Origin of the sequence: Caballeronia sp. LZ032 (genome assembly GCF_031451315.1) — a bacterium.
Classification (GTDB): Bacteria; Pseudomonadota; Gammaproteobacteria; order Burkholderiales; family Burkholderiaceae; genus Caballeronia.
On sequence record NZ_JARUXP010000001.1, the window covers coordinates 2,125,311 to 2,150,997 of the forward strand.

27 protein-coding genes and 2 tRNA genes are annotated in these 25,687 nt (G+C 65.3%); 18 read left to right on the forward strand and 11 right to left on the reverse strand.

What is annotated here, in order from left to right; genetic code table 11:
- Positions 1–65 precede the first annotated feature (65 nt).
- The 4 genes from mobA to QCE69_RS09910 all read left to right on the forward strand — a co-directional run bounded on the left by mobA (position 66) and on the right by QCE69_RS09910 (position 2,879).
- Positions 66–620, forward strand: a complete 555-nt coding sequence (gene mobA / locus QCE69_RS09895) for a molybdenum cofactor guanylyltransferase MobA (protein WP_309931618.1) — start codon at positions 66–68, stop codon at positions 618–620.
- A 121-nt stretch (positions 621–741) separates the two neighbouring features.
- A complete protein-coding gene (gene glp, locus QCE69_RS09900) occupies positions 742–2,055 on the forward strand; it encodes a gephyrin-like molybdotransferase Glp (RefSeq protein ID WP_309930491.1) in 1,314 nt (437 codons plus the stop codon).
- 66 nt (positions 2,056–2,121) lie between these two features.
- Positions 2,122–2,397, forward strand: coding sequence for a hypothetical protein (locus tag QCE69_RS09905; protein ID WP_309809175.1), 276 nt, complete (start codon positions 2,122–2,124; stop codon positions 2,395–2,397).
- Positions 2,394–2,879: a GNAT family N-acetyltransferase gene (locus QCE69_RS09910; RefSeq protein ID WP_309930492.1), complete on the forward strand. Its 486-nt coding sequence runs from the start codon at positions 2,394–2,396 to the stop codon at positions 2,877–2,879. Before QCE69_RS09905 ends, QCE69_RS09910 begins: the two co-directional genes overlap by 4 nt.
- A 1-nt stretch (position 2,880) precedes the next feature.
- Here the strand turns inward: QCE69_RS09910 and QCE69_RS09915 are convergent, their stop codons facing one another.
- From QCE69_RS09915 to pncB, 5 genes are all read right to left on the reverse strand, one after another.
- Positions 2,881–4,350 carry a DNA recombination protein RmuC gene (locus QCE69_RS09915; protein WP_309930494.1) on the reverse strand — a complete coding sequence of 490 codons (1,470 nt, stop codon included), beginning with the start codon at positions 4,348–4,350 and terminating at the stop codon, positions 2,881–2,883.
- Complete coding sequence (locus QCE69_RS09920; RefSeq protein ID WP_309917448.1) at positions 4,347–5,330, reverse strand: D-glycerate dehydrogenase; 984 nt, start codon at positions 5,328–5,330, stop codon at positions 4,347–4,349. The genes QCE69_RS09915 and QCE69_RS09920 overlap by 4 nt, the downstream gene beginning before the upstream one ends.
- Before the next feature lie 3 nt (positions 5,331–5,333).
- Positions 5,334–6,752, reverse strand: coding sequence for a sodium:proton antiporter (locus QCE69_RS09925; protein WP_309930496.1), 1,419 nt, complete (start codon positions 6,750–6,752; stop codon positions 5,334–5,336).
- A 5-nt stretch (positions 6,753–6,757) separates the two neighbouring features.
- The gene (locus QCE69_RS09930) at positions 6,758–7,429 is read right to left on the reverse strand and encodes a lactate utilization protein C (RefSeq protein WP_309930498.1); all 672 of its coding nucleotides are present in this window, start codon (positions 7,427–7,429) and stop codon (positions 6,758–6,760) included.
- 167 nt (positions 7,430–7,596) lie between these two features.
- Positions 7,597–8,787: a nicotinate phosphoribosyltransferase gene (pncB, locus tag QCE69_RS09935; protein ID WP_309917454.1), complete on the reverse strand. Its 1,191-nt coding sequence runs from the start codon at positions 8,785–8,787 to the stop codon at positions 7,597–7,599.
- A 372-nt stretch (positions 8,788–9,159) separates the two neighbouring features.
- On the opposite strand from pncB, the gene fdxA reads away from it, so the two are divergent.
- From fdxA to lpxO, 4 genes are all read left to right on the forward strand, one after another.
- Positions 9,160–9,483 (forward strand): ferredoxin FdxA, encoded by a 324-nt coding sequence (gene fdxA, locus QCE69_RS09940; RefSeq protein WP_044041465.1) that lies wholly within the window; start codon positions 9,160–9,162, stop codon positions 9,481–9,483.
- A gap of 134 nt (positions 9,484–9,617) precedes the next feature.
- Positions 9,618–9,693 (forward strand) — tRNA-Asn (locus QCE69_RS09945).
- Between the two features lie 102 nt (positions 9,694–9,795).
- Positions 9,796–9,871 (forward strand) — tRNA-Asn (locus tag QCE69_RS09950).
- Positions 9,872–10,046: 175 nt separating this feature from the next.
- Positions 10,047–10,949: a lipid A hydroxylase LpxO gene (gene lpxO, locus QCE69_RS09955; protein ID WP_309917458.1), complete on the forward strand. Its 903-nt coding sequence runs from the start codon at positions 10,047–10,049 to the stop codon at positions 10,947–10,949.
- A gap of 18 nt (positions 10,950–10,967) precedes the next feature.
- On the opposite strand, the gene QCE69_RS09960 is transcribed toward lpxO, so the two are convergent.
- Genes QCE69_RS09960 through QCE69_RS09970 form a run of 3 tightly spaced genes read right to left on the reverse strand, consistent with a single transcriptional unit; the run spans position 10,968 to position 13,677 of the window.
- The gene (locus tag QCE69_RS09960; protein WP_309930499.1) at positions 10,968–11,549 is read right to left on the reverse strand and encodes an LUD domain-containing protein; all 582 of its coding nucleotides are present in this window, start codon (positions 11,547–11,549) and stop codon (positions 10,968–10,970) included.
- Positions 11,546–12,937: an LUD domain-containing protein gene (locus QCE69_RS09965; protein ID WP_309917463.1), complete on the reverse strand. Its 1,392-nt coding sequence runs from the start codon at positions 12,935–12,937 to the stop codon at positions 11,546–11,548. The genes QCE69_RS09960 and QCE69_RS09965 overlap by 4 nt, the downstream gene beginning before the upstream one ends.
- Positions 12,934–13,677, reverse strand: coding sequence for a (Fe-S)-binding protein (locus QCE69_RS09970; protein WP_309930501.1), 744 nt, complete (start codon positions 13,675–13,677; stop codon positions 12,934–12,936). Before QCE69_RS09970 ends, QCE69_RS09965 begins: the two co-directional genes overlap by 4 nt.
- 142 nt (positions 13,678–13,819) lie before the next feature.
- Between QCE69_RS09970 and QCE69_RS09975 the strand changes: the two genes are divergently transcribed.
- The 7 genes from QCE69_RS09975 to QCE69_RS10005 all read left to right on the forward strand — a co-directional run bounded on the left by QCE69_RS09975 (position 13,820) and on the right by QCE69_RS10005 (position 18,346).
- Positions 13,820–14,557 (forward strand): FCD domain-containing protein, encoded by a 738-nt coding sequence (locus QCE69_RS09975; RefSeq protein ID WP_309930503.1) that lies wholly within the window; start codon positions 13,820–13,822, stop codon positions 14,555–14,557.
- A gap of 31 nt (positions 14,558–14,588) precedes the next feature.
- Positions 14,589–14,759: a hypothetical protein gene (locus QCE69_RS09980; protein WP_309930504.1), complete on the forward strand. Its 171-nt coding sequence runs from the start codon at positions 14,589–14,591 to the stop codon at positions 14,757–14,759.
- 82 nt (positions 14,760–14,841) lie between these two features.
- Positions 14,842–15,315 (forward strand): CreA family protein, encoded by a 474-nt coding sequence (locus QCE69_RS09985; protein ID WP_309917477.1) that lies wholly within the window; start codon positions 14,842–14,844, stop codon positions 15,313–15,315.
- 46 nt (positions 15,316–15,361) lie between these two features.
- The gene (locus QCE69_RS09990; protein ID WP_309930505.1) at positions 15,362–16,183 is read left to right on the forward strand and encodes an AraC family transcriptional regulator; all 822 of its coding nucleotides are present in this window, start codon (positions 15,362–15,364) and stop codon (positions 16,181–16,183) included.
- Positions 16,184–16,313: 130 nt separating this feature from the next.
- Positions 16,314–17,087: an AzlC family ABC transporter permease gene (locus QCE69_RS09995; RefSeq protein ID WP_309931619.1), complete on the forward strand. Its 774-nt coding sequence runs from the start codon at positions 16,314–16,316 to the stop codon at positions 17,085–17,087.
- Positions 17,084–17,419: an AzlD domain-containing protein gene (locus QCE69_RS10000; RefSeq protein ID WP_309930507.1), complete on the forward strand. Its 336-nt coding sequence runs from the start codon at positions 17,084–17,086 to the stop codon at positions 17,417–17,419. The genes QCE69_RS09995 and QCE69_RS10000 overlap by 4 nt, the downstream gene beginning before the upstream one ends.
- Positions 17,420–17,584: 165 nt before the next feature.
- A complete protein-coding gene (locus tag QCE69_RS10005; RefSeq protein ID WP_309809209.1) occupies positions 17,585–18,346 on the forward strand; it encodes a DUF4088 family protein in 762 nt (253 codons plus the stop codon).
- Positions 18,347–18,359: 13 nt separating this feature from the next.
- Here the strand turns inward: QCE69_RS10005 and QCE69_RS10010 are convergent, their stop codons facing one another.
- The 3 genes from QCE69_RS10010 to QCE69_RS10020 all read right to left on the reverse strand — a co-directional run bounded on the left by QCE69_RS10010 (position 18,360) and on the right by QCE69_RS10020 (position 21,426).
- Entirely contained in the window at positions 18,360–20,489 is a 2,130-nt protein-coding gene (locus QCE69_RS10010; protein ID WP_309930508.1) for an ATP-dependent helicase, read from the reverse strand.
- A gap of 159 nt (positions 20,490–20,648) precedes the next feature.
- Entirely contained in the window at positions 20,649–20,909 is a 261-nt protein-coding gene (locus tag QCE69_RS10015; RefSeq protein ID WP_309930509.1) for a hypothetical protein, read from the reverse strand.
- 52 nt (positions 20,910–20,961) lie between these two features.
- Positions 20,962–21,426, reverse strand: coding sequence for a hypothetical protein (locus QCE69_RS10020; protein WP_309917492.1), 465 nt, complete (start codon positions 21,424–21,426; stop codon positions 20,962–20,964).
- A gap of 295 nt (positions 21,427–21,721) precedes the next feature.
- Here QCE69_RS10020 and QCE69_RS10025 point away from each other — a divergent pair, with 295 nt between their 5' ends.
- The 3 genes from QCE69_RS10025 to QCE69_RS10035 all read left to right on the forward strand — a co-directional run bounded on the left by QCE69_RS10025 (position 21,722) and on the right by QCE69_RS10035 (position 25,663).
- Positions 21,722–21,943 carry an RNA-binding S4 domain-containing protein gene (locus QCE69_RS10025; RefSeq protein WP_309917495.1) on the forward strand — a complete coding sequence of 74 codons (222 nt, stop codon included), beginning with the start codon at positions 21,722–21,724 and terminating at the stop codon, positions 21,941–21,943.
- 237 nt (positions 21,944–22,180) lie between these two features.
- Positions 22,181–23,626: an MATE family efflux transporter gene (locus tag QCE69_RS10030; RefSeq protein WP_309930511.1), complete on the forward strand. Its 1,446-nt coding sequence runs from the start codon at positions 22,181–22,183 to the stop codon at positions 23,624–23,626.
- A gap of 357 nt (positions 23,627–23,983) precedes the next feature.
- Positions 23,984–25,663, forward strand: a complete 1,680-nt coding sequence (locus tag QCE69_RS10035) for a phospholipase D family protein (protein ID WP_404987312.1) — start codon at positions 23,984–23,986, stop codon at positions 25,661–25,663.
- Positions 25,664–25,687: the final 24 nt, after the last annotated feature.

A 25,687-nucleotide genomic window follows, 5' to 3' on the forward strand; every position in this document is an offset into this window, starting at 1 on the left:
CCCATCCTCATGCTTTCTCCGACGACATCACGGCGCTCGTGCTGGCGGGCGGACGCGGCTCGCGCATGGGCGGCATCGACAAGGGCATGCAGCCGTTTCGCGGCGAAGCGCTCGCGCTGCACGTGATGCGGCGTCTCGCACCGCAGGCCGGCGCGATGCTGGTCAGCGCCAACCGCTCGCTCGATGACTACGCGCGTCTCGGCGCGCCGTTCAACGCGCGCGTCATCGCCGATACCCGCGGCGAATATCCCGGACCGCTTGCCGGCATCGCGGCCGCGCTGCGCGAGGCGCGCACCGGCTTCGTGCTGACCGCGCCCTGCGACGCGCCGTTCGTCGACGAACATCTGGGCGCCGCGCTGCTGCAGGCGCTCGAAACAAAGGGTGTCGACATTGCGTATGCGGCGACGGTCGAGGCCTCCGGCGACGTGCAGGCGCATCCGGTGTTCGCGCTGCTGCGCACCTCGCTTGCCGACGATCTCCACGCCTGGCTGGACGCCGGCGAGCGCAAGGTGCGCGCGTGGTACGCGCGCCACACGGCGGCCGAAGTCCAATTTCACGATGTACGTGCGTTTTACAATGTCAACGATTTGCAGCAGCTGGCCGAGCTGGAGCGCGACTGACCGCTCAACCCGCTGTTCGCTCGCGTCCGCCCATGCGGCCTGATCCTTCCGGGCTGCTTGTTCTCTCCGCTGCCGTGGCATGGTCTCACCGCCCGACGCAGGCCGCGATCCACTCCGATTCATGACCACGCCCAAGGAACTCTTCGCCTCCGTTGCTCAGTACGATCCGAATGCGCTGCCCGTCGAGGCCGCGCAGGACATCGTGCGTCAATGGGCGATGCCGCGCGGAGCAAACACGCCATCCGAACGCGTGAGCCTGCACGACGCGCTTGGCCGCGTGCTGGCGGAGGACGTGATTTCTCCCATCGACGTCCCCGCCTTCGACAATTCCGCGATGGACGGCTACGCGTTCGCGGCTACGGCAGTAACGGCGGTGACGGGCGGCGGCGCAACGGTCGAACTTCCGGTCGCGGGCACGGCGTTCGCCGGCCGTCCCTTCGTGGCCACGTCCGGCGGGCGCGAATGCGTGCGCATCATGACCGGCGCGCTCATGCCGCCGGGCTACGACACGGTGGTGCCGCAAGAGCAGGTCACCCGCGAAGGCGACACCATTCGCTTCGCCGTGACGGGCATCCGCGCGGGACAGAATCGCCGGCTGGCGGGCGAGGATCTCGCCAAGGGCAAGCCCGCGCTGACCGCCGGACGCATCGTGCGGGCGTCGGACCTCGGGTTGCTCGCGTCGCTCGGGATCGGCGAAGTCGCGGTGCGCAAGCGGCTCGTCGTGGCCTTCTTCTCGACCGGCGACGAATTGCGCTCCATCGGCGAAACACTGAGCGCGGGCAGCGTCTACGACAGCAATCGCTACACGCTTTTCGCGATGCTCCGGCGCCTGGGCGTCGACACCCTCGATCTCGGCATCGTGCGCGACGACCGCGCCTCGCTCGAAACCGCGCTGCGTCACGCCACCCACAGTGCGGATGTCGTCATCAGTTCAGGCGGCGTCTCAGTGGGCGATGCGGACTTCACGCGCGACCTGCTGAATTCGCTCGGCGAAGTCGCCTTCTGGAAGATCGCAATGCGCCCCGGCCGGCCGCTGGCGTTTGGCCGCCTGTGGTCGGGCGAGCGCGCGGGCGCGGGCAGCTCGGCGCTGTTCTTCGGCTTGCCGGGCAATCCGGTCGCCGTGATGGCGACCTTCTACTTCATCGTGCGCGAGGCCTTGCTGGCCATGTCGGGTGCGCAGCGGCAGGCGCTCACGGCCCTGCGCGCCCGCGCCGCGGAACCGATGAAAAAACGCGCGGGCCGCACCGAATTCCAGCGCGGCATCGCGACACGCGAGGCCGACGGCGGCTGGCGCGTCGTCACGACCGGTCCGCAAGGCTCGGGCGTGCTCAGCTCGATGAGCGAAGCGAACTGCTTCATCGTGCTCGAGCATGCTCGCGGTGACATAGACGCCGGCGACGATGTCGAGATCGTGCCGTTCGACGGCCTGATCTGATAGCTGCGCCACGCGCGCGTATCGCCGTAACCCTCATTCCTATATCGACAGACGGGGCACCCTTCCATGAAAAAACAGATTTCGTTCATCGCACCGGGACAGACCGCCAAGGCGCTGATCCTCGTTTATCTGACCTTCAGCGTGCCGATCGTGCTGCTGGGCGTCGTGGTCGCGTTCGTGCGCTATGGCTCGGTGGAAGTCAGCACGGTCACGAGCGCGCTGCTGCTCAACGCGATACTCGGCTTCATCCTGCTGTGGATTGCCTGTCACGCGTACAACTGGGTGGCGTCGCGTTTCGGCGGCATTGAGATCACGCTGTCCGACGCGCCGGAGGAAGCATGAGCGCCGCCCTGATCCGCGCGGCGACGCCCGCCGATGTCGGCGCCGTGTTCGCGCTGATGCTCGAACTGGCCGAGTTCGAGAAGCTGACGCATCTGTTTATCGCCACCGAGCAGGACGTGCACGATGCGTTGTTCGGCGCGCGCCCGGCCGCCGAAGCGCTGGTTGCCGAACAGAACGGCGAGATCGTCTCGTATGCGTTGTTCTTCCAGAATTTCTCGACCTTCCTGGGCAAGCGCGGGCTGTACCTCGAAGACCTCTACGTACGTCCCTCGATGCGCGGCAGTGGCCTCGGCACGCAGATGTTGAAGAAGCTGGCCGCGCTCGCAGTGGAGCGTCAATGCGGCCGCTTCGAATGGTCGGTGCTCGACTGGAACCAGAACGCCATCGACTTCTACGAAAAGATGGGCGCGACCGTGCTGCCCGACTGGCGCATCGTGCGCGTCACGGGCGAGCCGCTCGAACGGCTGGCTGTGTCTTCGTAGGTCACTCGTCTTCTTCACCTTCGGGCGGGGGTGCGTCACCCGACGCCTCGCCCAGCAGCCCCGCCGCCCGCTCTCCCGGCAACGCTTCCACGTCGCGAAGCCGCTTGTTCATCTGCCGCGTGCGCGTCTGCGCCGCCTCGATCGAGCGCGTGACCGTTTCCAGCTGCGACTTGGTCCGCGCCAGCACGTCGCCGAACTTGCCGAACTCGGTCTTCACCGCGCCCAGCACCTGCCAGACCTCGCTGGAACGCTTCTCGATGGCCAGCGTGCGGAAGCCCATCTGCAAGCTGTTGAGCAGCGCGGTCAGCGTCGTCGGCCCGGCAATGCTCACGCGATAGTCGCGCTGCAACGCATCGCTCAGACCAGGGCGACGCAGCGCTTCGGCATACAGACCTTCGGTCGGCAGGAACAGCAGCGCGAAGTCGGTGGTATGCGGCGGCGCGACGTATTTCTGCGCGATCGCCTTTGCCTCCGCGCGCAACCGGCCTTCGAGCGCGCGTGCGGCGTCCTCGACCGCGGCCGGATCGGCACGTTCCTGCGCGTCGATCAGACGCTCGTAGTCCTCGCGCGGAAACTTCGCGTCGATGGGCAGCCACACAGGCGTGGCGGCTTCATCGGATGTCGAGGACGCTCCCGGCGCGTCATGACGGCCTGGGAGCTTGATCGCGAATTCCACGCGTTCGTTGCTCTTCGGCACCGTAGCGACGTTCTTGGCGTACTGCTCCGGCGTGAGCAGCTGCTCCAGCAGTGCTTCGAGCTGCACTTCGCCCCAGGTGCCGCGCGTCTTGACGTTGGTCAGCACCTTCTTCAGGTCGCCGACGCCCGCCGCGAGTGTCTGCATTTCGCCCAGTCCGCGATGCACCTGCTCCAGCCTGTCCGACACCAGCTTGAACGACTCGCCCAGCCGTTGCTCCAGCGTGGCGTGCAGCTTTTCATCGACGGTGCGGCGCATTTCGTCGAGCTTCGTCGCGTTGTTCGCCTCGATGTCCTTGAGACGCGCCTCGAGCGTCGCGCGCACCTCGCCGAGCCGCCGTTCGTTCGCCTCCGACAGCTGCGCGAGATGCAGCGAGATCGAATCGGCGAAGCGCTTCAACGCGTTGCCCTGATCCTCGCGCGCCTGCTGGCTCTGTTGCGCCAGTTGTTGCGCAAGCGCGTCGAACTGGGCGTTCTGCACGTTCGCTGTACTCGCCAGTTGCGTCGACAGCGTCTGATGGAACTGCGCGAAGCCGCTCTGAGCTTCCATGCGCGACACCCGCCCGCTTTCGGCGATATCGCCGCGCAGGCCGCGTTCGAGCCGTTCCTGCGCGCGCGCATGCGCCTCGCCCATGTCGTTGACGCGATCGGTGAGCGCCTCGAACTCGTCATGCATGCCGCCGTGCGACGGACGCCGCAGCGTCACGACCAGCGCAATGAGCGCAATCACCAGCGCGAGCGCCAGCACGGCGACCGCGCCCACCAGCAGTTCCATCATTTCTTCAGTACGCCCGGGTTGATCGGGTTCGGCGGATTGCCCGCGCGCGGGCCTTCGCCGAGCGCGGCGATCAGGTTGTCGGCGGCGAGATTGGCCATGGCGCGGCGCGTGGCCTCGGTTGCGCTGGCGATGTGCGGCGTCAGCACGACGTTGTCGAGCACCAGGAAGTCAGGATTGAAGTTCGGCTCGCCTTCGAAGACATCGAGGCCCGCCGCGGCGATGCGCTTGTCACGCAAAGCGGCGATCAGCGCGGCATCGTCGACGATGCCGCCGCGCGCGATGTTCGTGAGCGTCGCGGTCGGCTTCATCAGCGCGAGCTCGGCCGCGCCGATGGTGTGATGGCTCTCCTTCGAATACGGCACGACGAGCACCACGTGATCCGCGCGCTTCAGCAGATCTTCCTTCGACGCGTACTCCGCATTCAGCGCGGCCTCGATCTCGGGCGCGACGCGCGAACGGTTGTGATACAGCACGCGCATGTTGAAGCCGCTGGCCCGCCGCGCGAGCGCCTGCCCGATGCGCCCCATGCCGATCACGCCGAGCGTCGAGCCGTAGACGTCCGCGCCGAGGAAGGAATCGAAGGACCATTTCTGCCACTGGCCCGCGCGCAGGAAATGCTCCGACTCGGTCACGCGGCGCGCGGCCGCCATCATCAGCGCCCAGCCGAAGTCGGCGGTGCTTTCGTTGAGCACGTCCGGCGTGTTGGTGCCGAGCACGCCGTGTGCGTCGAAGGCCTGCATGTCGAAGTTGTTGTAGCCGACTGCCATGTTCGCAACCACTTTCAGCTTCGGCGCGGCCGCGAGTTCGGCGTCGCCGACGCGCTCTCCGGCCGTGAACGCGCCGTCGCAATTGGCGAGACGCCGGACGAATTCATCCTGCGGAAGGACATCGCCCAGGTTGGCGTCCACATCGAAGTATTGTTTCAGCCGCTCGATCACATCAGGGAACGTGGATCGTGCGACAAGCACTTTCTTCTTCATTGCCTACTCCCGGAAAAATAGCCAGCCCAGCATGGCGAAAAGCGGCAGCAAGACGACGCCCGACCACGCGATATAGCCGAAGAAACTCGGCATGCGCACGCCGCGCGACTCGGCGATCGCCTTGACCATGAAATTCGGCGCATTGCCGATATACGTGTTCGCGCCCATGAAGACCGCGCCCGCGGAAATGGCGGCGAGCGTGGTGGCGTCGGTGGTCATGAGCGTGCGGGCGTCGCCACCCGCGAGATTGAAGAACACGAGATAGGTGGGCGCGTTGTCGAGGAATGACGACAACAGGCCCGTGGCCCAGAAGTACGCCAGGTCCACCGGCTTGCCGTTCGCGTCCGACACCGCGTGCACGATGCCCGCGAACGCGCCGTCCGCGCCCGCGCGCAGGATGGTGATGACCGGCGCGATGGTGACGAAGATCGCGGCGAACAGCCTGGCCACTTCCGCGATGGGCGCCCAGTCGAACGCATTGCCCTCGCGCGCACTGTTCGGCGTCCATGCGAGCGATGCCAGCAGCACGCCGGCAAGCAGCACATCGCGCACGAGATTCTGCAACTGCACCTGCGTGCCGAACACATTGAACGCGATGCCGGGCTTCCACACGCCGCTCATCAGCACCAGCGCGACGATGGCGGCGAGCAACGCGAAGTTGATCTTGCCGTCGACGCCGAGCGACGGCGTATCGGGCGTCGGGTCGAGTGCCGGCCGGCGAGCATCGTGCTTGCGCCAGTAGTGGCTGTCGAGCAGATAAAACAGCGCGAGCAACGCGACGCAAAGCACCAGCATGGGCAGCGCGAGATGCAGCGTGGTCCAGAAAAATCCGACGCCGTTCAGGAAGCCCAGGAACAGCGGCGGATCGCCCAGCGGCGTGAGCGAGCCGCCCGCATTGGCGACCAGAAAGATGAAGAACACGACCACATGCACGACGTGCTTGCGGTTGTCGTTGGCGCGCAACAACGGCCGGATCAGGAGCATGGCCGCGCCGGTCGTGCCCATGAGGCTCGCGAGCACGGTGCCGAGCGCGAGCAATCCGGTGTTGAGCCGCGCCGAACCATGCAGGTTGCCGCGCACGCAGATGCCGCCCGCCACCGTATAGAGCGCGGCCAGCAGGATGATGAAGGGAATATATTCTTCGAGCAGTGCGTGCAGCAGCACGCCGCCGGCAGTGCCGGCCCCGAACGCGACGGCGAACGGCACGAGAAATGCGAGCGTCCACGCGGCCGCGATCTTGCCATAGTGGTGATGCCAAACCTTCGCGGCCACGAGCGGAAAGACCGCGATGGACAGCAAGACGCCGATGAACGGCAGTCCCCACGCGGCGGAGAGCGTTGCGCCGTCGAGCGTGGCCGCCGCCGCGGGATTCGTGACCGATGCCAATACAGCGAGCAGGATACCGCCAGCGAGAAGCCGCATAAGACTCAGGCTCCGCGCACGACGATGACATGCACGCGATACGGCCCGTGCGCGCCGAGCACGATGGTCTGTTCGATATCGCCGGTGCGCGACGGTCCCGAGACGAAATTGACCGCGCGCGGCAGTTCGCCCCGCTCGGCGCGGATGAGCGCGAAGGCGTCTTCGTGCGCCGCGACGATGCGCGACGCCGGCACGATGGCAATGTGGGTGGCAGGCAGCAGCGCGCCGGATGCGGGCGTTTCGGCGCTGGACAGCAGCACGAGCGAGCCGGTTTCGGCGGTGGCGCAGAAACAGCCGGTGATGCCGACGAGATCGGCATCGGCAGGCTTGCGCAATGACACGTGCAGGCCGGCTTCGGCAAACGGCAGGTCAGCGAGCGCGGGCCACGCGACGACCTCGGTCGGGAGATTCAGCGCATGAAGATAGCGCGCGGCATCGGCAGGGGTTTCGGCCAGCGACTCGACTTCGGCGACGGTGGTGGCAAGACGCTCGGCCTCCAGCCTGAACCGCGCGACGAGTTCTTCGCGCGTCTGCGGCAAAGGCGGACGCGGGCCTGCCGGATGCCGCTCGACATACTCCTGCGCCGCCGCGCGCTCGGCGTCCGTCGGCTCGCCGTGACGACCCTGCGCACTGCGGATGCGCGCGAGAATGGTGCGGCGCGCGGCCGATGTATCCATGGTGCCGTCCTCTTTCCTCTGCGATGCTGGGTGAATGCGTGAATGCGTAGATGTGTGAGCCGAATCGATCAGCGACGCGTCGGATTATAGCGAGCGGGGTTTGCGCGCGAACCTCGGCCGGACGGCCTGGGCCGGCGGCGCGAACAAGGCACTCAACAAGGTACGCGTCAGAGTTCGCCCACCGGCTGCTCGATGCCGAACACCTGGCGCAGGTAGGCAAGATAGGCGCGGTCGTCGCACATGTTCTTGCCCGGCGAGTCCGAGAGCTTCGCCACCGGCTGCCCGTTGCAGCGAACCATCTTGATGACGATCTGCAGCGGCTGATAGCCGAGATCGTTGGTGAGATTCGTGCCGACGCCGAACGCGAGCTGGCAGCGGCCACGGAAACGTTCGTAAAGCTGCAGCACCTTGGGGATATCGAGCGCGTCCGAGAACACGAGGATCTTGGTGCGCGGGTCGCAGCGGTTCTCTTCGTAATGGCGCAGCAGGCGCTCGCCCCAGTCGAACGGATCGCCCGAGTCGTGCCGCGCGCCGTCGAAGAGCTTGCAGAAGTACATGTCGAAGTCGTTCAGGAACGCCTTCATGCCGTACACGTCCGACAGCGCGATGCCCAGGTCGCCGCGATATTCCTTGGCCCACATCTCGAAGCCGTAGATCTGCGAATCGCGCAGGCGCGGACCCAGCGCCTGGCACGCCTGCAAGTACTCATGCGCCATGGTGCCGAGCGGGCGCTGGCCGTGCTTCATCGCGTAGTAGACGTTGCTCGTGCCGGCGAACTGCGCGCCCAGGCGTTCCTTGAGCGTCAGCACGACTTCCTCGTGCCACTGCTTGGAAAAGCGGCGGCGCGTGCCGTAGTCGGCGATCTTGCAGTCGGAATATTCGGGCGGCGTGGCGAGCAGCTTGATCTTCTCGCGCAGGCGTTCGCGGCCGGTTTCGTATTCGGGCTTGCGCTGGGTGTTGCGGAAGTAGACCTCGTTGACGATCGCGAGCACCGGAATCTCGAAGAGGATGGTATGCAGCCAGGGTCCTTCGATGTCGATATCGATCTCGCCGTTATTCTTCGCCGAGGGCGCGATGCGAATGGACTTCTCGTTCAGATGGAACAGCGCGAGGAAGTCGATGAAGTCGCTCTTGATGAAGCGCATGCGCCGCAGATAGTCGAGTTCTTCTTCCTTGAAGCGCAGATTGCAGAGCTGACGGACTTCGTCGCGAATTTCGTCGATGTACGGCGTGAGATCGACATTCGGCGTGCGGCAGCGAAAGCGATACTCGGCGTGCGCGGCCGGAAAATGATGCAGCACGACCTGCATCATCGTGAATTTATAGAGGTCGGTGTCGAGCAGCGAAGTGATGATCATGGTTCTGGCTGAAACATCCACGCGAAAAGACGACGCACCGGTTCGAGCCGCCTGCCCCGCTGGCCCGATGCTGTCTCGATGTGCATTGATGGCGGCCGGGCTTGCGTCAAACAGACTCTGACCCGATTACGCCCCGCAGGTCATGTTACCCGAATGTGCGCGCCGGCATGGGGCATGACGCCCTTTCAAGCCCGCTGCAAAGGCTTCCCGTACCGCATATACCCACATCACGAATCGATATAAGGCAGGCGTTGCGGGCGCTCGCGTCCGTTTTTCCTATTACGCTACAATACGCGTTTCCGCAAGCGCACCTCCCGGCCCATGCAGCCGCCCAGGGCGCAGCCCCCACGAATTCCGCATGCAGGAGCCTGAATGACTCACGTTGTGACCGAAAGCTGCATCAAGTGCAAGTTCACCGATTGCGTGGACGTGTGCCCGGTGGATTGCTTCCGCGAAGGTCCCAACTTTCTCGCGATCGATCCGGACGAGTGCATCGACTGCGCCGTGTGCGTCGCCGAATGCCCGGTCAACGCGATCTACGCCGAAGAAGATGTACCCGGGGATCAGCAGCACTTCACTGAACTGAACGCCGATCTCGCCCGCAACTGGCCGAGCATCACCAAGACCAAGGCGCCGCTGCCGGAGTCGGACGAGTTCAAGGACGTCAAGGACAAGCTGAATCTGCTCGAGCGCTGATACGTTCAGCGACGTCCGGCATCGCCCGTCGTTTCGTGTGAGATGCGCGCCCCTTCTTCAGGTAATCGAATGAAGATTGGGCGTTGACAGCAAAGCACCACCCCCCTATAATTTCGCTTCTCTGCTGTAGATGTTCCCCGATAGCTCAGTCGGTAGAGCGCCGGACTGTTAATCCGTAGGTCCCTGGTTCGAGCCCAGGTCGGGGAGCCAAGAGCTTCAACACGAAGTTTCTTCAAAAGCGCCAGCAAGCGTTGTTCAAAACCCAGTCTCTTGGCTGGGTTTTTCATCTCAGCTTCAGATGTTGTCAGTTGTTCCCCGATAGCTCAGTCGGTAGAGCGCCGGACTGTTAATCCGTAGGTCCCTGGTTCGAGCCCAGGTCGGGGAGCCAAAAAGGCTTCATCGCAGGATCCAGCAAAAGCCCAGTCTTTCGACCGGGCTTTTTGTTTTTGCGCGCCGGTTCTCTCCCCGCTACGCGTCGTCACCGTCCAAGCGGAGTTCGTTTAACCGTTTGTATAATCTACCGGGTCGATCGTTGAATTCGATAGTCGACAAGGAGAGAAGCGATGCGCTGGGTCATCTTGTTGATCTTCATCGTCTGCGCGGCCTACACGCACTGGCGCGGCAAGGTTCGCCACGGTTTCTTCCGGCAGCTCTCCGATCATTCGACCTTCATGTCGCCGGTGAACGGCTTCGTCTATCTGTTCTCGCGCGTACCGTCCACGCCGTATCTCCACACTTCCCTCTTTCCCGAACTCGCGCCGCTCAAGACGCACTGGCAAACCATCCGCGCCGAAGCCATGGCTCTGCACGAAGCCAGCAAGATTCAGGCGGCGGCCCATTACAACGACATCGGTTTCAATTCATTCTTCCGACGCGGCTGGCGGCGCTTCTATCTCAAATGGTATGACCGCCCGCATCCGTCGGCCGTGGTGCCGTGCCCGCAGACGCTCGCGATCCTGCAAGGCATTCCCACCGTCAAGGCGGCGATGTTCGCGATGCTGCCGCCCGGCGGCACGCTGACGCTGCATCGCGATCCCTACGCGGGTTCGCTGCGCTATCACCTGGGCCTCGTCACGCCGAACAGCGACGGCTGCGCGATCGTCGTCGATGGCGAGCGCTATGCGTGGCGTGACGGCGAGGAAGTCGTGTTCGACGAAACCTTTCTGCACTGGGCGGAGAACAAGACCGACGTGGAGCGCATCATCCTGTTCTGCGACATCGAACGGCCGATGAAATACCGCTGGGCGCAGGCGGTCAATCACGTGGTCGGCGGCTTCCTGATGCGCGCGGCGGCGTCGCCGAACGAAGTCGGCGACCGCACCGGCGGCTTGAATCACGCGTTCAAGTATCTCTATTCGATCCGGCTCGTCGGCAAGCGCCTGAAGGCTTGGAACCGGACCGTGTACTACATCGTCAAGTGGCTGCTGTTCGGCGGCATCGCAGTGGCGATCTTCTGGCGTTACTGACGCTCCACACAAGCCGCTTCACGCGAGCCACACCAGCGTGAGCGAGCGCACGCCCTGCGCGCCGCGAATCAGCACGCCCTCGATATCCGCCGTCGCCGACGGCCCGGTCACCAGCACCGCATAGCGCGCCGTCCTGAAGTCATCGCGCCGGTAGACCTGCTGCAAGCCTTCGACGAGCTGCGCCGGATCGAGCAGCACGACGAGATGCTGGGCCAGATAGCCGATCGAGTTCACGACATACTCCTGCTCGCTGAACCACACCGAGCCGGTTTCCGCGACACCGAAGCGCCCCCTGACGACCGCGACATCGACGTCCTGGAGCGACGCCGGCACCGTGTCCGCTGCGAGCGGCCGGTTGCCCGCGACACCCGGCACGGCCGAGGCGATCACCTTCGCTTCCGCAAAGCGCGCGGCGATCAGCGCATTCACGTCCTGCACACTCGATGCCTCGGCACACGTGCCGCCCATCGCGGCAAGCGCCGTGCTGAAGCGCTCCTTCAGGTCGCCCGGCGGCGCCGCAAACAGCGGCACCTCCGGCCGCGGACGCGCGGCGGGCTGCGCCGCGCGGATCTTCGAGAGAAAGGCTTCACGACTCGTCATTTGGCCGGCTTCCGGTTTTTCCTGTACCACTCGTGAAAGGTCTCGGCGGGCGCCTCGGGCAGTTCGCGCTGGCGTCCCCAGATGTTGAGCGGGTTGTAGAGCACGAAGTTGGGCAGACGCTTGAGCGCGCCGCCCAGCGATGCCACGCTCGCGCGATACAGCGTCGGACTCGCCAGCAGCCGCCCCGCCATCTTGAGCACTTCCTGCTTGACGAAGGGCACCTCGTGCTTTTCAGCGATCACCTCGCGCCACTTGTAGATCTGCTCGTGGATGTTCACCTTCACCGGACACACGTTGGTGCAGCTGCCGTTCATCGTCGAGGCGAACGGCAGCGCGCTGTAGCGCTTCAGGTCGTGGGTCGGATTGATGATCGCGCCGATCGGTCCGGAATACGTGCCGCCGTACGACAGCCCGCCGCTCCTTCGATACACCGGGCACGTGTTCATGCACGCGCCGCAGCGGATGCACTTGAGCGAAAACCAGAAGTCGTCCATCGCCAGGCGCTCGGAGCGGCCGTTGTCGACGAGGATGAAGTGCATCTCCGTGCCCGGCCGCGGCTGGCGGAAATGCGAGGTGTATTGCGTGATCGGCGAGCCGAGCGCGCTGCGCGACAACATGCGCACGAACACGCCGAGATCCGCGATGGTCGGAATGATCTTCTCGATGCCGATCGATGCGATATGCAGCGGCGGCACGTTCGCCGACAGGTCCGCGTTGCCCTCGTTCGTACACACGACGACCGTGCCCGTCTCCGCGACCGCGAAGTTGCAGCCGGTCATGCCGGCGGTCTTCTCGCGCACGAAGTACGGCCGCGTGTTCATGCGCTGGCTTTCCGCGAGATAGTGGATGTCGCTGTTCGCGGGATCGGTGCCGATGGTGCGCCCGAACAGTTCCGCCACGTCCGCGCGCAACTTGTGGACGGCCGGCACCACCATGTGGCTCGGATCCTGGTGATCGAGCTGCTGGATGCGCTCGCCGAGGTCCGTCTCCATCACCGTGATGCCGCGCGGCTCGAGATAGTCGCGCATGTAGCATTCGTCGGTGAGCATCGACTTGCTCTTCACGAGGGCGGTCATGCCGCGCTCGCTCATCAGCTGGTAGACGAGCTCGTTGTGTTCCTGCGCGTTCGCCGCGAAATGCACGGTCACGCCGTTCTTCTCGGCCTGATCGGCGAACTGCGCGAGGTAGTCCGCGAGATGCGACAGCGTGTGTTCCTTGATGCCCGACGCCAGATCGCGCATCGTTTCCCATTCGGCGATGCCGTGCGCCTGTGCATCGCGCTTGGTGCGCAAGTCCCACAGGCGCTTGTCATGGAACGCGACGTGATCCGGTTTCTGCAGGAACGCGCTGGCTGCCTTCGCGTGATCGATACGGATGGTCTTGCTCATGCGCGCGCTCCGTTCAGCACCTGCGCGATATGGATGAACTTCGCCTCTACTTTCATGCGTTCCGCGCAGCCCTGCTGGTGCATCAGGCACGACATGTCGCCCGACACGATGTACTCCGCGCCCGCGCCGACGTGATCGCTCACCTTGTCCTGCCCCATGCGCACGGAGACGGCCGCCTCGGTCACGGAGAAGGTGCCGCCGAAGCCGCAGCATTCGTCGGGACGCGCGGGCGTGACGAACTCGATGCCCTTCACGCCTTCCAGCAACGCGCGCGGCTTCGAGTACGGCGTGCCCGCGACTTCGGAATTCGACGTCTCGCGCAGATGCCGCACCGCGCTGCAACTGTTGTGCAGCCCGACGCGGTGCGGAAACTCGGCCCACGGAAACTCGCGCACGCCGAGCACGTCGTGAAGGAACTCGACCAGTTCGAACGTGCTGCGCCGCACCTTCTGCACCGCGCTGGTCTGCTGGATCGCGGTGAAGTGCTCGCGCACGTGATGCGTGCAGCTCGCCGACGGCCCCACCACGTAGTCATAGTCGGCGAAATTGCGCGCGAACACGCGTTCCGCGCCGGCGGCGTCCTTGTGTGCGCCGCTGTTGGCCATCGGCTGGCCGCAACAGGTCTGGTCCTGCGGATAGTCGACATCGAGCCCGAGCCGTTCGAGCAGTTCCAGCGTGGCGATACCGACTTGCGGATAGAAGGCGTCGATGAAACAAGGCACGAAGAGGGCGACTTTCATGAGGACCGATGGCGGATATCGATTGCGGGAACGGGGGCGAGTCTTTTTGGTAAGCTTGGTCTGACCACGACTTTAAAGAGATGCGTGTTTCGTGTCAAACTCGGGCACCTCCGAGTTTTCCACGTCCCGTCTGCATCAATCGATGACCTTCCAGCCCGTCCAATCGCATTCCTACGCCCGCGTGCGCATCTCGGACGTCGTGTCCGGACAGATTCGCGAGTTGATCTCGAACGGCACGTTGCTGCCCGGCCAGCGCCTGCCCGCCGAACGCGACCTCGCCGAACAGTTGAACGTGTCGCGTCCGTCGCTGCGTGAGGCGCTGATCCGGCTGGAATCCGATGGCTTCATCCGCGCGGCGGGGCGCGGAGGTTTCGTCGTATCGGATGTGACGGCGCCGCTGGTGTCGCGCCCGCTTGCCGTGTTGCTCGATCAGCAGCCGGACGCGAGCGCCGACGTGCTGGAACTGCGTCACGGGCTGGAGACCCTGTCCACGGCCTACGCCGCCGAGCGCGCCACCGAGGCCGATCTGGCGCGTATCGCCGCCGCGTTCGGTGCGCTCGAGGCCGCGGTGGCCAGCAAGAGCACGCGCATCGCGGAGAAGGACGCGGCCTTCCATCTGGCCATCGCCGATGCCACGCACAACGTCGCGCTGACGCACGTCATGCATGGGTTGAACGAGCTGGTGCGCGAATCGATGCTGACGTCGCATCGGCTGGTCGACTACGACGACGAAGTCGAGGCCAACCTGATGGCGCAGCATCGCGCGATGTTCGATGCGATCGTCTCGCGCAACCCTTCACGGGCGCGGGAATGCGCAGGCGAGCATCTGGACTATGTGCGGACGCTTTATCGCGATCGTCCGGCGCGCAAGCGGGTTTAAGCGTAATGATTACGTAAGCTCGAGATAGGACATGACCTACAAAGCTTTCGGACTTGCACGGCTAACGTTCATGCGCCGCCTTCGCGATACTGGAACCGTCAAAAACAAACACGCGAAGGAGGACAACATGCCTTACTTGCTCGGATGGCTGCTCGGCGTGCCGGTGGTGGTTCTGGTGATTCTCTACCTGATCTTCCATTGAACGGACCCGATGTGCGACACATCGAAAGAACCCAGGGGCGTCGATACAATACGACGCCCCTCTTCTTTTCCGGATGATGTCGATGAAGCGTCCCGTCCTCGCTTTCGCACTGCTGGCCTCCTTCTACGGCGCGGGACTCGCGCATGCCGAGGAAATCGCCAGCGTCAATACCAACTTCCGTTTCACAGGCTCTGACCGCGTCACCGTCGATGCCTACGACGACCCGCTCGTGCAAGGCGTGACCTGCTACGTTTCGCGGGCGCGCACGGGAGGCGTGAAGGGCACGCTGGGCATCGCGGAAGATCCGACCGAAGCGTCGATCGCTTGTCGCCAAGTCGGCCCGATCAGATTCTCCCAGCCGCTCAAGCAGAAGACCGACGTCTTCTCGGCGGGCATGTCGTTCATCTTCAAAACCCTGCACGTGGTGCGCGTGGTCGATACGAAGCGCAACACGCTCGTCTATCTCACTTACAGCGACCGCATCGCGACCGGCAGTCCGAAGAACAGCGTAACCGCCGTGCCGGTGCCGGAAGGCACGACCATACCGGTGAAGTGACAACGTTATAGACTGACGGTTTCCCTTCTTTACCCGCCCTTACGCCATGAACGCCGCCCATTTCCGCGATGCCGCACGCTACTGGCGCTCGCCGCTCGTGCCGGACGCGGACATGGTGACCGCGGAATACTACGACCACGAATTCACGCCGCACTGGCACGACGCCTACACGGTGCCGGTGATCGAGGCCGGCGCGGAATGCTTCGACTATCGCGGCGCGCACCACGTGGCGGAAACCGGTTCGGTGCCTGTGATCAATCCGGGCGAAGTGCATACGGGCGCGCGGGCAGTCGATGTCGGCTGGCGTTATCGCGTGTTCTATTTGCCGGTGCCGTTCGTCGAGGACCTGGCGCACGATCTGTGCGGACAGCGCGCCGTCGCGCCCCGGTTTCCGGATCACATCATCCGCGACGCCGATCTCGCGCGCCGCCTCGTGCATGCGCATCGCCTGCTGGAGCGCGGCGCGGATCCGCTCGAGGCCGAACTGGCTCTCGTCGATGCCGTCACCACGCTGGTCGGCCGGCACGCGCTGGAACATGCGGAGGCGCCGTCGCTCGCCGCCGACGCGCAGCGCGTCGAAACCATGAAGTCGCGTCTCGCCGACGACCTGCTCGAACCCGTCACGCTCGCCGAACTGGCGCGCACGGTGGGCCTGTCGACCTTTCACGCCGCCCGTCTGTTCGCGCGCACGACCGGTCTCGCGCCGCACGCCTGGCGCAACCAGATGCGTATCGTGCGGGCGCTGCCCGCGCTGCGGTCGGGCGCGTCGGTCACCGACGTCGCAGCCGCCAGCGGCTTCACCGACCAGAGTCACTTCACGCGCCACTTCAAGCGCGCGTTCGGCGTGCCGCCGGGCCGCTGGCGCTGAGCGTCCGGCAATCAGCCACAGCGGAAGCGCCGGCAAGCGCAAGAACGTACAAGCCATCCGGACACCGCGTTGCGTATCCTCGCTGCCACAGGAGGAAATCTTGAAGGCAACATCCGCACAATCGTCCGCCATGCAGTCCGCACGGCACTCTACTCGACCATCCACGCCGCCATCCGGCCAGGCACTGCGCGAATTCGCCGCCGGCGCCCGCGACACCCTTCCAATGATGATCGGCGCCGCGCCCTTCGGCGTGATCTTCGGCACGCTCGTCACGGCCAGCCCGCTCTCCCTGTGGCACGGGCAGCTGATGTCGCTCGCCGTGTTCGCCGGATCGGCGCAATTCATCGCGGTCGGGTTGATCGCGTCGCATGCGAGCTTCGCCGTCATCTGGGCGACGACGCTCGTCGTCAATCTCCGTCATGTGCTCTATTCCGCGACGCTTGCGCCGTATGTCGCGCATCTGCCGCAACGCTGGCGCTGGGCGCTCGCCGCCGTGCTCACCGACGAAGTCTTCGCCGTCGCCTACGCGCACTATCAGAAGCGCAATCCCGGTGAGATCGGACCGCACTATTTCTTCGGCTCCGGCGTCGCGATGTATCTGAACTGGCAGGCGTGGACGCTCATCGGCCTGCTGTTCGGCGCGGCGTTTCCCGGCCTCAAGTCGCTCGGACTCGACTTCGCGATGGTCGCCACCTTTATCGCGATCATCGTGCCGCAGCTCGTCGCGGTGCGTTTCGTCGCGGCGGCGCTGGCCTCGGGCGTGCTGTCGTTCGCGTGGCAGGACTGGCCGTACAAGCTGGGCCTGCTCGCGGCGGTGCTCGTGGGCGTGGCGGTCGGCATGATGCTCACGCTGCGGGACCAGCGCGTGCAACGCAAGCAAGCTTCGAGGGAGCACGCGCAATGAATGCGGCCTCGAACTACGTGCTGCTCATTCTCGGCATGGCCGTGGTCACCTTCACGATCCGCGCCGCGGTGTTCGTGCTCGGCGAGCGCCTGCCCTTCCCGCCCATTGTGCGCACCGCGCTTTCGTTCGTGCCCGTGACGGTGCTGACCGCCATCATCGTGCCAATGACGGTTTCGCCGCACGGCGCCGGCGCCGAGATCACCTGGCGCAATCCGCAGCTGGTGGCGGCGCTCGTGGCGGTCATCGTATGCGTGCTGAGCAAACGGCCGCTGTTGACGATTGCGGTGTCTCTGATCGTGTTCTTCGTCTGGCAACTGCTGGTGTTGCGCTAACATTTTCCCTCCATCGGCCGGCAAATCGCTTTCAAAAAGCGTGAAAAAAGCCTCAAGTTCCCGGAACCCGCGCCGATATCAGAAGCGAATGGCCTCCGCCCACAGAAGCGGGGCCACCAGCATCACCCGCTTCCGGCGCATCCGGAAGCGGAACCGGGAACCAACATGCGTCAAATCACCCTTTCGCTCCGCGAAGAGACGATCGCTTCCTTGCAGCGCGACTTCGACGCCTTCCTGCGTCTGTCGCTGAAGCTGGATCCGCAGTTCGTCACACCGTCGTTCGAAGACTTCCTGCGGGCGATCCTGCTCGACAACCACACGCCGCTCACCGAGCAGGCCGTGCAGCGCATGCTCTCGCACGGCCAGTACGCGTGGGCCAAGCGCGCGCTCGACAAGGAGTTTCCGGATGTCGTCGAGATCCTGATCCGCCAAGCGGCCGAACATGGCTTCGCGTTCGCGATTCGCGCCGACTGGACCGCGGAAGATCTCGTCAAGGCGTCGCGCGAATGGGCGGCGGCCATCGTCACCGAAGCCAAGGGCGACGTGTCGCAAGTGGACATGCTGGCCTCGCAGATCAAGTCCGCGGCGGCGGACATTCGCGAAGTGGAAGAGAAGATGCAGACGCCCGCATGGCGCCTCGCCGATTCGCTGCGCCAGCGCGTCTACGAAATGAAGATTTCGGTGGAAACGAGCATCGGCTCGACGGCGCGCGAGAAGCTCGGTGAACTGCGCTGCCTGCTGCGGCTCGGCATCGTGTATGGCTCGATCCAGAAACAGGAAGCGCAGCAAGTGCTCGAAATGCTGCGCTCGCTGCGCCCGGAATTGTTTGTCGAAGAGCCTTACGACGGCTACACGCGCTTCGCCGCCTGGCTGCGCAGCATCTTCTCGCCGCCGCGCACGCCGCGCGCCTCGCGCGCGCAGCGCTGATCGCGCGCCCTTCTTACTCCCACATTCCCTTCAGGCGCGCCGCGATATCCAGCTTGGCCTTCGCGGCTGCCGCCAGCCCCGCAGCGGTCGGCGCCGCGGGCGCGATGACCGGCGGCCAGGCCGCCGCCTCGAAATGCGGCAGCAGATGCGGCGGAATGAAGCGCGTACGCTGCGCCCACACGTGGCGGTCGCCGAGATGCGTCTGGTTGTGCACGTAGAAGCGCTGCGGCGTGATGACATGCAGGTCTTCCTTCGCCCGCGTCATCGCGACATACAACAGGCGCCGCTCTTCATCGATTTCCTCGTCGCTGCCAGTGCCCAGGTCGGACGGAATGCAGCCGTCCACGCCATTGAGCACGAACACGTTGCGCCATTCCTGGCCCTTGGCCGAATGGATGGTCGAGAGGATCAGATAGTCCTCGTCCAGCAGCGGCACGCCGGATTCGTCGCTGGTCGCGTCGGGCGGATCGAGCGTGAGTTCGGTGAGGAAACGTTCGCGCGTCGGATACGTCGACGCAATGCTCTCCATCTGCAGCACGTCGCCGATACGGATCGCCGCGTCCTCGTGATTGCGTTCGAGATGCGGCTCATACCAGCGGCGGATCATTTCGAACTCGGCCGGCCAGCCCGATTCGCGGCCGCACAGCTTCGCCATCAGCCCGACGAACCGCGGCCAGTCCTCGCTGGCGCGCGCCGGCGCCTGAAAACCGGCAATGGCCTGCGACGCCACCGCCTGCGGCGCGCTCACACTGTCGAGCAGCCGCCCGGCCAGCGCCGGCCCGATGCCCGGCAGCAACTGCGCAACGCGAAAGCCCGCGACGCGGTCACGCGGATTCTCGGCCCAGCGCAGCACGGCGAGCACGTCCTTGACGTGGATCGAATCGAGGAACTTGAGGCCGCCGAACTTCACGAACGGAATGTTGCGCCGCGTGAGCTCGATTTCGAGCGTGGCGCTGTGATGCGCCGCGCGAAACAGCACCGCCTGCGACTTGAGCTTCATGCCGCCTTCGCGCGCCTCCAGCACTTTCTCGACGACATAGCGCGCCTGATCGGCTTCATCGGCGACGCTGACGACGCGCGGCTTCTGCGCCGACGCCTTGTCGGTCCACAGGTTCTTCGTGTAGCGCTCGGACGCAAGCCCGATCACTGCGTTCGACGCCTCGAGGATCGGCTGTGTCGAGCGGTAGTTGCGATCCAGCGTGACGCTGGCGGCGGGCGGGTTGAAGTGGCCGGGGAAGTCGAGGATGTTGCGCACCGTCGCGCCGCGAAACGAATAGATGGACTGCGCATCGTCGCCGACGACGGTCAGGCCGCGTCCGTCCGGTTTCATCGCGAGCAGGATGGACGCCTGCAGGCGGTTGGTGTCCTGGTATTCGTCGACGAGCACGTGATCGAAACGGCTCGACAAGTCCGCCGCAACCGACGGCTCCGCCGCGAGATGCGACCAGTAGAGCAAGAGGTCGTCGTAGTCGAGCACGCTTTGCGACTGCTTGGCGTTGACATACGCGGCGAACAGGCGCTTCAGGTCGGCTTCCCACTCGCGGCACCAGGGGAACGACTGGTCGAGCACCGTGGCCAGCGACGCGCCGGTGTTCACGACGCGCGAGTAGATCGAAAAGCAGGTGGACTTGGCCGGAAAGCGCTTCTCCTTCGATGACAGGCCGAGCTCGTGGCGCACGAGATTCATCAGGTCGGCGGAGTCTTCGCGGTCGTTGATGGTGAACGACGGCGCGAGGCCGACGAGATCGGCGTAATCGCGCAGCAGCCGCGCGCCGACGCTGTGGAAGGTGCCCGACCAGGTCAGTCCCTGCGCGATGGCGCTGCGCGTGCCGAGCGCCTGGGTGGCGATGCGCGTCACGCGCCGGGTCATTTCGAGGGCGGCGCGGCGCGAGAAAGTAAGGAGCAGGATGCGATGCGGATCGGCGCCTTTCACGAGCAGGTGCGCGACGCGATGCGCGAGCGTATTGGTCTTGCCGGATCCCGCGCCCGCGATGACCAGCAGCGGCCCGCCACGGCGATCGGGTTCATCGACACCGAATTCGACGGCCTGGCGTTGTGCCTCGTTGAGCTTCGCGAGATAGTCCGCGACTTGTCTGGCGGTGGCATCGGCAGCGGTGTCGGCGGTATCGGGGAGCGTGAGCACGGGAGATGGGACTGGCGGGAAAAGAGTGACGCACACTGTATATCCATACAACCTTCGCGCGCAAGTCTTTGCCACGGCTCAGCTTTTGGCCCCCAAAAGACAAACGAGCCCGGTCCAACAGGAACCGGGCTCATCACGCCGATCAACGCGTTCAGACGATCAGTCAGCCTTCTTCGCGTTCTTCAGCTTGGCGTCCGCAGCGGCTTCGTTGGCTTCGGACTGGGCTTCGGTCTTCTTCTTGTCGGCCTTGGCCTGCGCGACAGCGGCGTCCTTGTCGGCCGACGCCTGCTTCTTCTCCGCCTTCTGATCGGCCTTCGTCATCGGCGCGTCGCTGGTGGTCTGCGCGAACGAAGCTGCGCTCGCGCTGGCCAGCGTCGCCGCGACAAGCGCGGCCATGAATGCCTTCGATCCTTGCTTCATAAGTCCTCCCTTGAACGTTTCCGCCTGGACAGCGACCCGCTTAGTGATCCGCTTAGTGCTGCAGTCCCGTGTCCTTCGGCGTGCTCGGCTCAGTGGCGTTCAGTTCGGCCTTGGCGGCGTCCTTGTCGGCCTTGCGATTGATCTTCGCGTTCTTGACCTCTTCCTTGTAGTCGGCCTTGGCCTGCTGGCGCTGCGCCTTCAGTTCGGCCTTCGACGCCTTCTTCGACGCGCGGTATTCCGCGTTGGCCTGTGCGTTGGCGTTGCGGCGCTGCACGAGCGGGTCCGTCGGGGCGGGTGCGACGAGGTTCTGCGGCGCCGGCGTTGCCGGTTGCTGGGCCTGCGCGGGCATCGCGTTGCCCGGCATCTGATTCGACATCTGGCCCGGCGCCGGCTGCATGGTCTGCGCCTGCGCGGGCGGGGGCGTCATGGGGGCCGGCTGCGTGCTTTGCGCGAAGGCGCTCGAAGCAGCGAGCGTGGCAATGGCGGTACCGATCAACAGATTGCGAGCTTGAGTCATGAGCGTGTCCTCTCTCTGGTTTGTGTGCCGCCGGAATGCGGTCCGCGCGGCGTTTGTCGATTCGGAAAGATGACCGAAGCTGTTTCAGTCAAACCGTCGGACCCGACGGTGTGCGGGCGAGTTCTCCAAAAGCTGTCATTGTTACCGACGGTTTCATCTGGCTACATTTGCCAACCAAACTGCTTTCGAACCGTTTACCGGGGTCCCGTTTGCAAAGAGCACGGCGCATGCCCGGCGCGCGGGGCCGGTGGTTTATGATGGACGCCTACTTCCTGCAATCCTGCTTCGCCCGTCCATGCCGTCACTCCAATTCACCCTCACGGGCGACTTCGTCGAACTTCACAACCTGCTCAAGCTGATGGGTCTCGCGGACAGCGGCGGCTCCGCGAAAGCGCGCGTCGCCATGGGCGAAGTCACCGTCGACGGCCACGTGGAACTGCGTAAGACCTGCAAGATCCGCGCGGGCCAGGTCGTGAAACTCGACGGCCGGACCATCCGCGTGCGCGCCCCCGCGTGACGCATCGCGAAGCTTGAGCGCACGCGTCACGCGCTTGCCAAAAGCCCGGCATAAGCCGGCGCGTCATCGACAGGCCGCACGCGACGCAATAAGCTTGTCATCTTTCGTTTCGCGGCCTGGCCCCGGGAAAGGCGCGGAATAATCCTGACGTCGGCACGGTCAGGAAGCTTGCGTCCCCACGCCGCGCCGCCACGCCGCCACGCCGCCGTGTCCTCTCCGTTTGATTCGCTCTCAACCATGCAAGCCCAGACCACGCGCGCGCAGCGCGCGCATCAAGGACCGCCGAGCCTCACCCGTCACGCCGCCGACACCGCGCGCCTCGCGGCGCCGCTCGCCATCGCGCAGCTCTCGCAGATGGCAATGGGCGTCACCGACACCATCCTGCTCGGCTCGCTCGGTCCCGATGCGCTCGCCGCCGGCGGCCTCGGCGCGAATCTCTTCTTCGTCGTCGTGACGCTGCTGCAAGGCGTGCTGACGTCGGTGTCGGTATCGGTCGCGCACGCACGCGGCGCCAACGCCGACGAGCGCGTGCCGAGCATCTACTGGACCGGCTTCGTGCTCTCGCTGCTGCTCGCGGTGCCCGCCTTCGTGCTGCTGTCCTATGCCGAAGCCATCCTGCTCGCGTTCCACGAACCGGCGCTGCTGGCGAAGAACGTCGGCGAATACTGCGCGGTGTTGCGCTGGGGCACGCCCGGCAGTTTGATCGGCGTCGGCATGATGCGCGCGTTCCTGCCGGCCATCGGTGCGGCGCGCAGGCTGCTGTGGGTGTCGATCGGCGGCGTGTTCGTCAACGGCTTCCTCAACTACGGCCTGATTCACGGCGCCTATGGCCTGCCGCGCGAAGGCTTTCTTGGCTCCGCGGCGGCGACCACCATCACCGTCTGGCTGATCGCGCTCGCACTCGTCGCGTTCCTGCATCTGCGGCCGCGCTATCGCCATTTCGTCACGCGCACGCGGCCGCGCCTGCCGCTGATGAGCGAACTGTTCAGCATCGGCTGGCCGGTTGCGATCACCTACGGCGTCGAATCCACGCTCTTCCTCGCCACCGGCATGATGGTCGGCCTGCTCGGCGAAGCGCCGCTGGCCGCGCACCAGATCGCGCTCAACGTGGCGTCGGTGGCGTTCATGGTGCCGCTCGCGATCGGTCAGGCGGCGAACGTGCGGGTCGGCTACTGGGTCGGCGCGGGCGTGCCGGTCGCCGCGCGCCATGCGGGCTTCGTCGCGCTGGCGCTGGGCGTCGGCTTCATGATGTGCTCCGGCCTCGTGCTGATCACGGTGCCGCACGCGATCGTCGGCCTGTATCTGAAACTCGACGATCCCGCCAACGCCCGCACCGTCACGCTCGCCGCGTCGCTGCTCGGCGTGGCGGCGGTGTTCCAGATCGTCGACGGCATGCAGACCGTCGGCTCGGGCTGCCTGCGCGGCCTGCGCGACACCCGCGTGCCGATGCTCGCCGCCGCGTTCGGCTACTGGGGCGTCGGCTTTCCGACGGGCTATGTCCTCGCGTTCCATTTCGAACTGGGCGCGAAGGGCCTGTGGTGGGGACTCGCCGCCGGGCTCGCAAGTGTCGCCGCGCTGATGACGCTGCGGTTTCACCGCATCAGCCGGCGCTTCATCGAAACCGGCACGGCCCCGAACCCGGACGCCGCCGATGCCAGCGCCGCCCCGCATGGCCACGCGTGATGCCTGATAAGCAAATGAGCCACGTGACGAAATGCATGGCACGAATGCTTGGTTGGTGCGCGGCCCGTCCATGGTTAGGATGAATCCGTCTCCTCCTTGAGACATCTGTGACAGGGGTTGTCAGCCCGCCTTCGACCAGGCGGGCTTTTTTTTGTCCGGCGCCTTTGCCGCCCTCCTCGTTCGCCATGCCACCGACGTCGACAGGGCTGCCTCACGATTCCCCTTAGAATTGTTTCGATGACGTGGCGGGAGAACGCTTCTTGCTATGACGCTTCGTCCGCCACGTACACCAGAACGCAAGCGACGGACCAGTCGAAACAACGAGAACGAGGAATCGAAGTGTCGGAAAGCCGGGGAATGCAGCGAGCAGCACGGCGTGGCGCGCCGGGCGTGCGAAAGGATCGGCGCGTTGCGCCGCGAGGAATCATGTCAGGCGTGCGCGGACTGGCCACGGCGCTGCTGGCCGCGACGCTGCTCGCCGCCTGCGCCACGCGCCCGCCCGCGACGGCGTTCGACCGTCCGGCAAGCCAGGCGCTCCCGCCCGACACCGCGACGCCGCTCGAAACCGCGCTGACGCCGCTCGAACGACAGCATCCGGAGCAATCCGCGGTGCGCCTGCTGCCGACCGGCACCGACGCGCTCCAGGCCCGCATCGCGCTCGCCCGCGCGGCGACGAAGACGCTGGACATGCAGTACTACATTGCCGAGGAAGACAACACCGGCAAGCTGCTGCTGGGCGCGGCGCTGTATGCGGCGGATCGCGGCGTGCGCGTGCGCATGCTGGTCGACGACCTGAATTTCAAGGACATCGACCGGATCATGGCGGCGCTCAATTCGCACGACAAGATCGAGATCCGTGTCTTCAACCCGTACGGCAGCGCGCAGCGCAGCTTTGCCGAGCGCACACAGAATTTCTTCACGAACCTGAATCACTTCACGCGCCGGATGCACAACAAGGCGATGATCGCGGACAACCAGATCGCGATCGTCGGCGGCCGCAATCTCGGCGACGAATACTTCAGCGCGAGCCCGACGCTGCAATTCCGCGACCTGGACGTGTTCGCCGCCGGTCCGGTCACGCAGAAGATCTCCGCGAGCTTCGACGACTACTGGAACAGCCCGCTCTCCTACCCGCTGCGCGCGCTGAACAAGCAGAAGTTCGACCCCGCCGAGCTCGACAAGACCCGCGACGACCTGCGCGCGCACTGGCGCGCCCAGGCGGACCCGCTGAACGCCAAGCCCCTCAACGCGACGCCGCTGGCCCGGCAGATCGCGCGCGGGGAAATGGGCCTGGTGTGGGCGCCGACGGAATTCTGGGTGGATTCGCCGTCGAAGATCGAGCATCCGAGCGACGACTACCAGAGTCCGCCGATGAACCGCCTCGCGGAACTGCTCAAAGAAGCGCAGCGCGAGTTCCTGATCATTTCGCCCTACTTCGTGCCGCACGACGCCGGCGTGAACATCCTCTCCGAGGTGACGAAGCGCCGCGTGCGCGTCGCGGTGCTGACCAATTCGCTTGCCGCAACCGATGCCGTCGCGGTGCAGGCAGGCTACGCGCCGTATCGGATTCCGCTGTTGCAGCACGGCGTGGAACTGTACGAATTCAAGCCGCTGCAGGTGGCGGGCGAAGGCAGTCCGCGCGCGGGTCTGTTCGGCTCGCAGTCGCGCGCCAGCCTGCATGCCAAGGCCTATGTGATCGATCGGAGTATCCTCGTGATCGGCTCCATGAATCTCGATCCGCGCTCGGCGAAACTGAACACCGAACTCGCGCTCGTGATCCACGACGCGTCCATCGCCAGCCAGGCCGCCCAGCTGTTCGACCACGGCACCGATCCGAAAGTCAGCTGGCGGGTCCAGCTCGCCAGCGCGGCCGTCACCGAGGAGCTGCGGCGCACGGGAGCCCCGCAATCAGGGCTCATGTGGACCGCCGAGCAGGACGGCAGCCTCGTCACCTGGAATTTCGATCCCGAAGCAGGGTTATATCGCAATGCGATGACAGGCCTGTTTATGCTGTTGCCCGTCGACAAGCAGCTTTGATCCAACTTCGTAAGGACTTTCGAG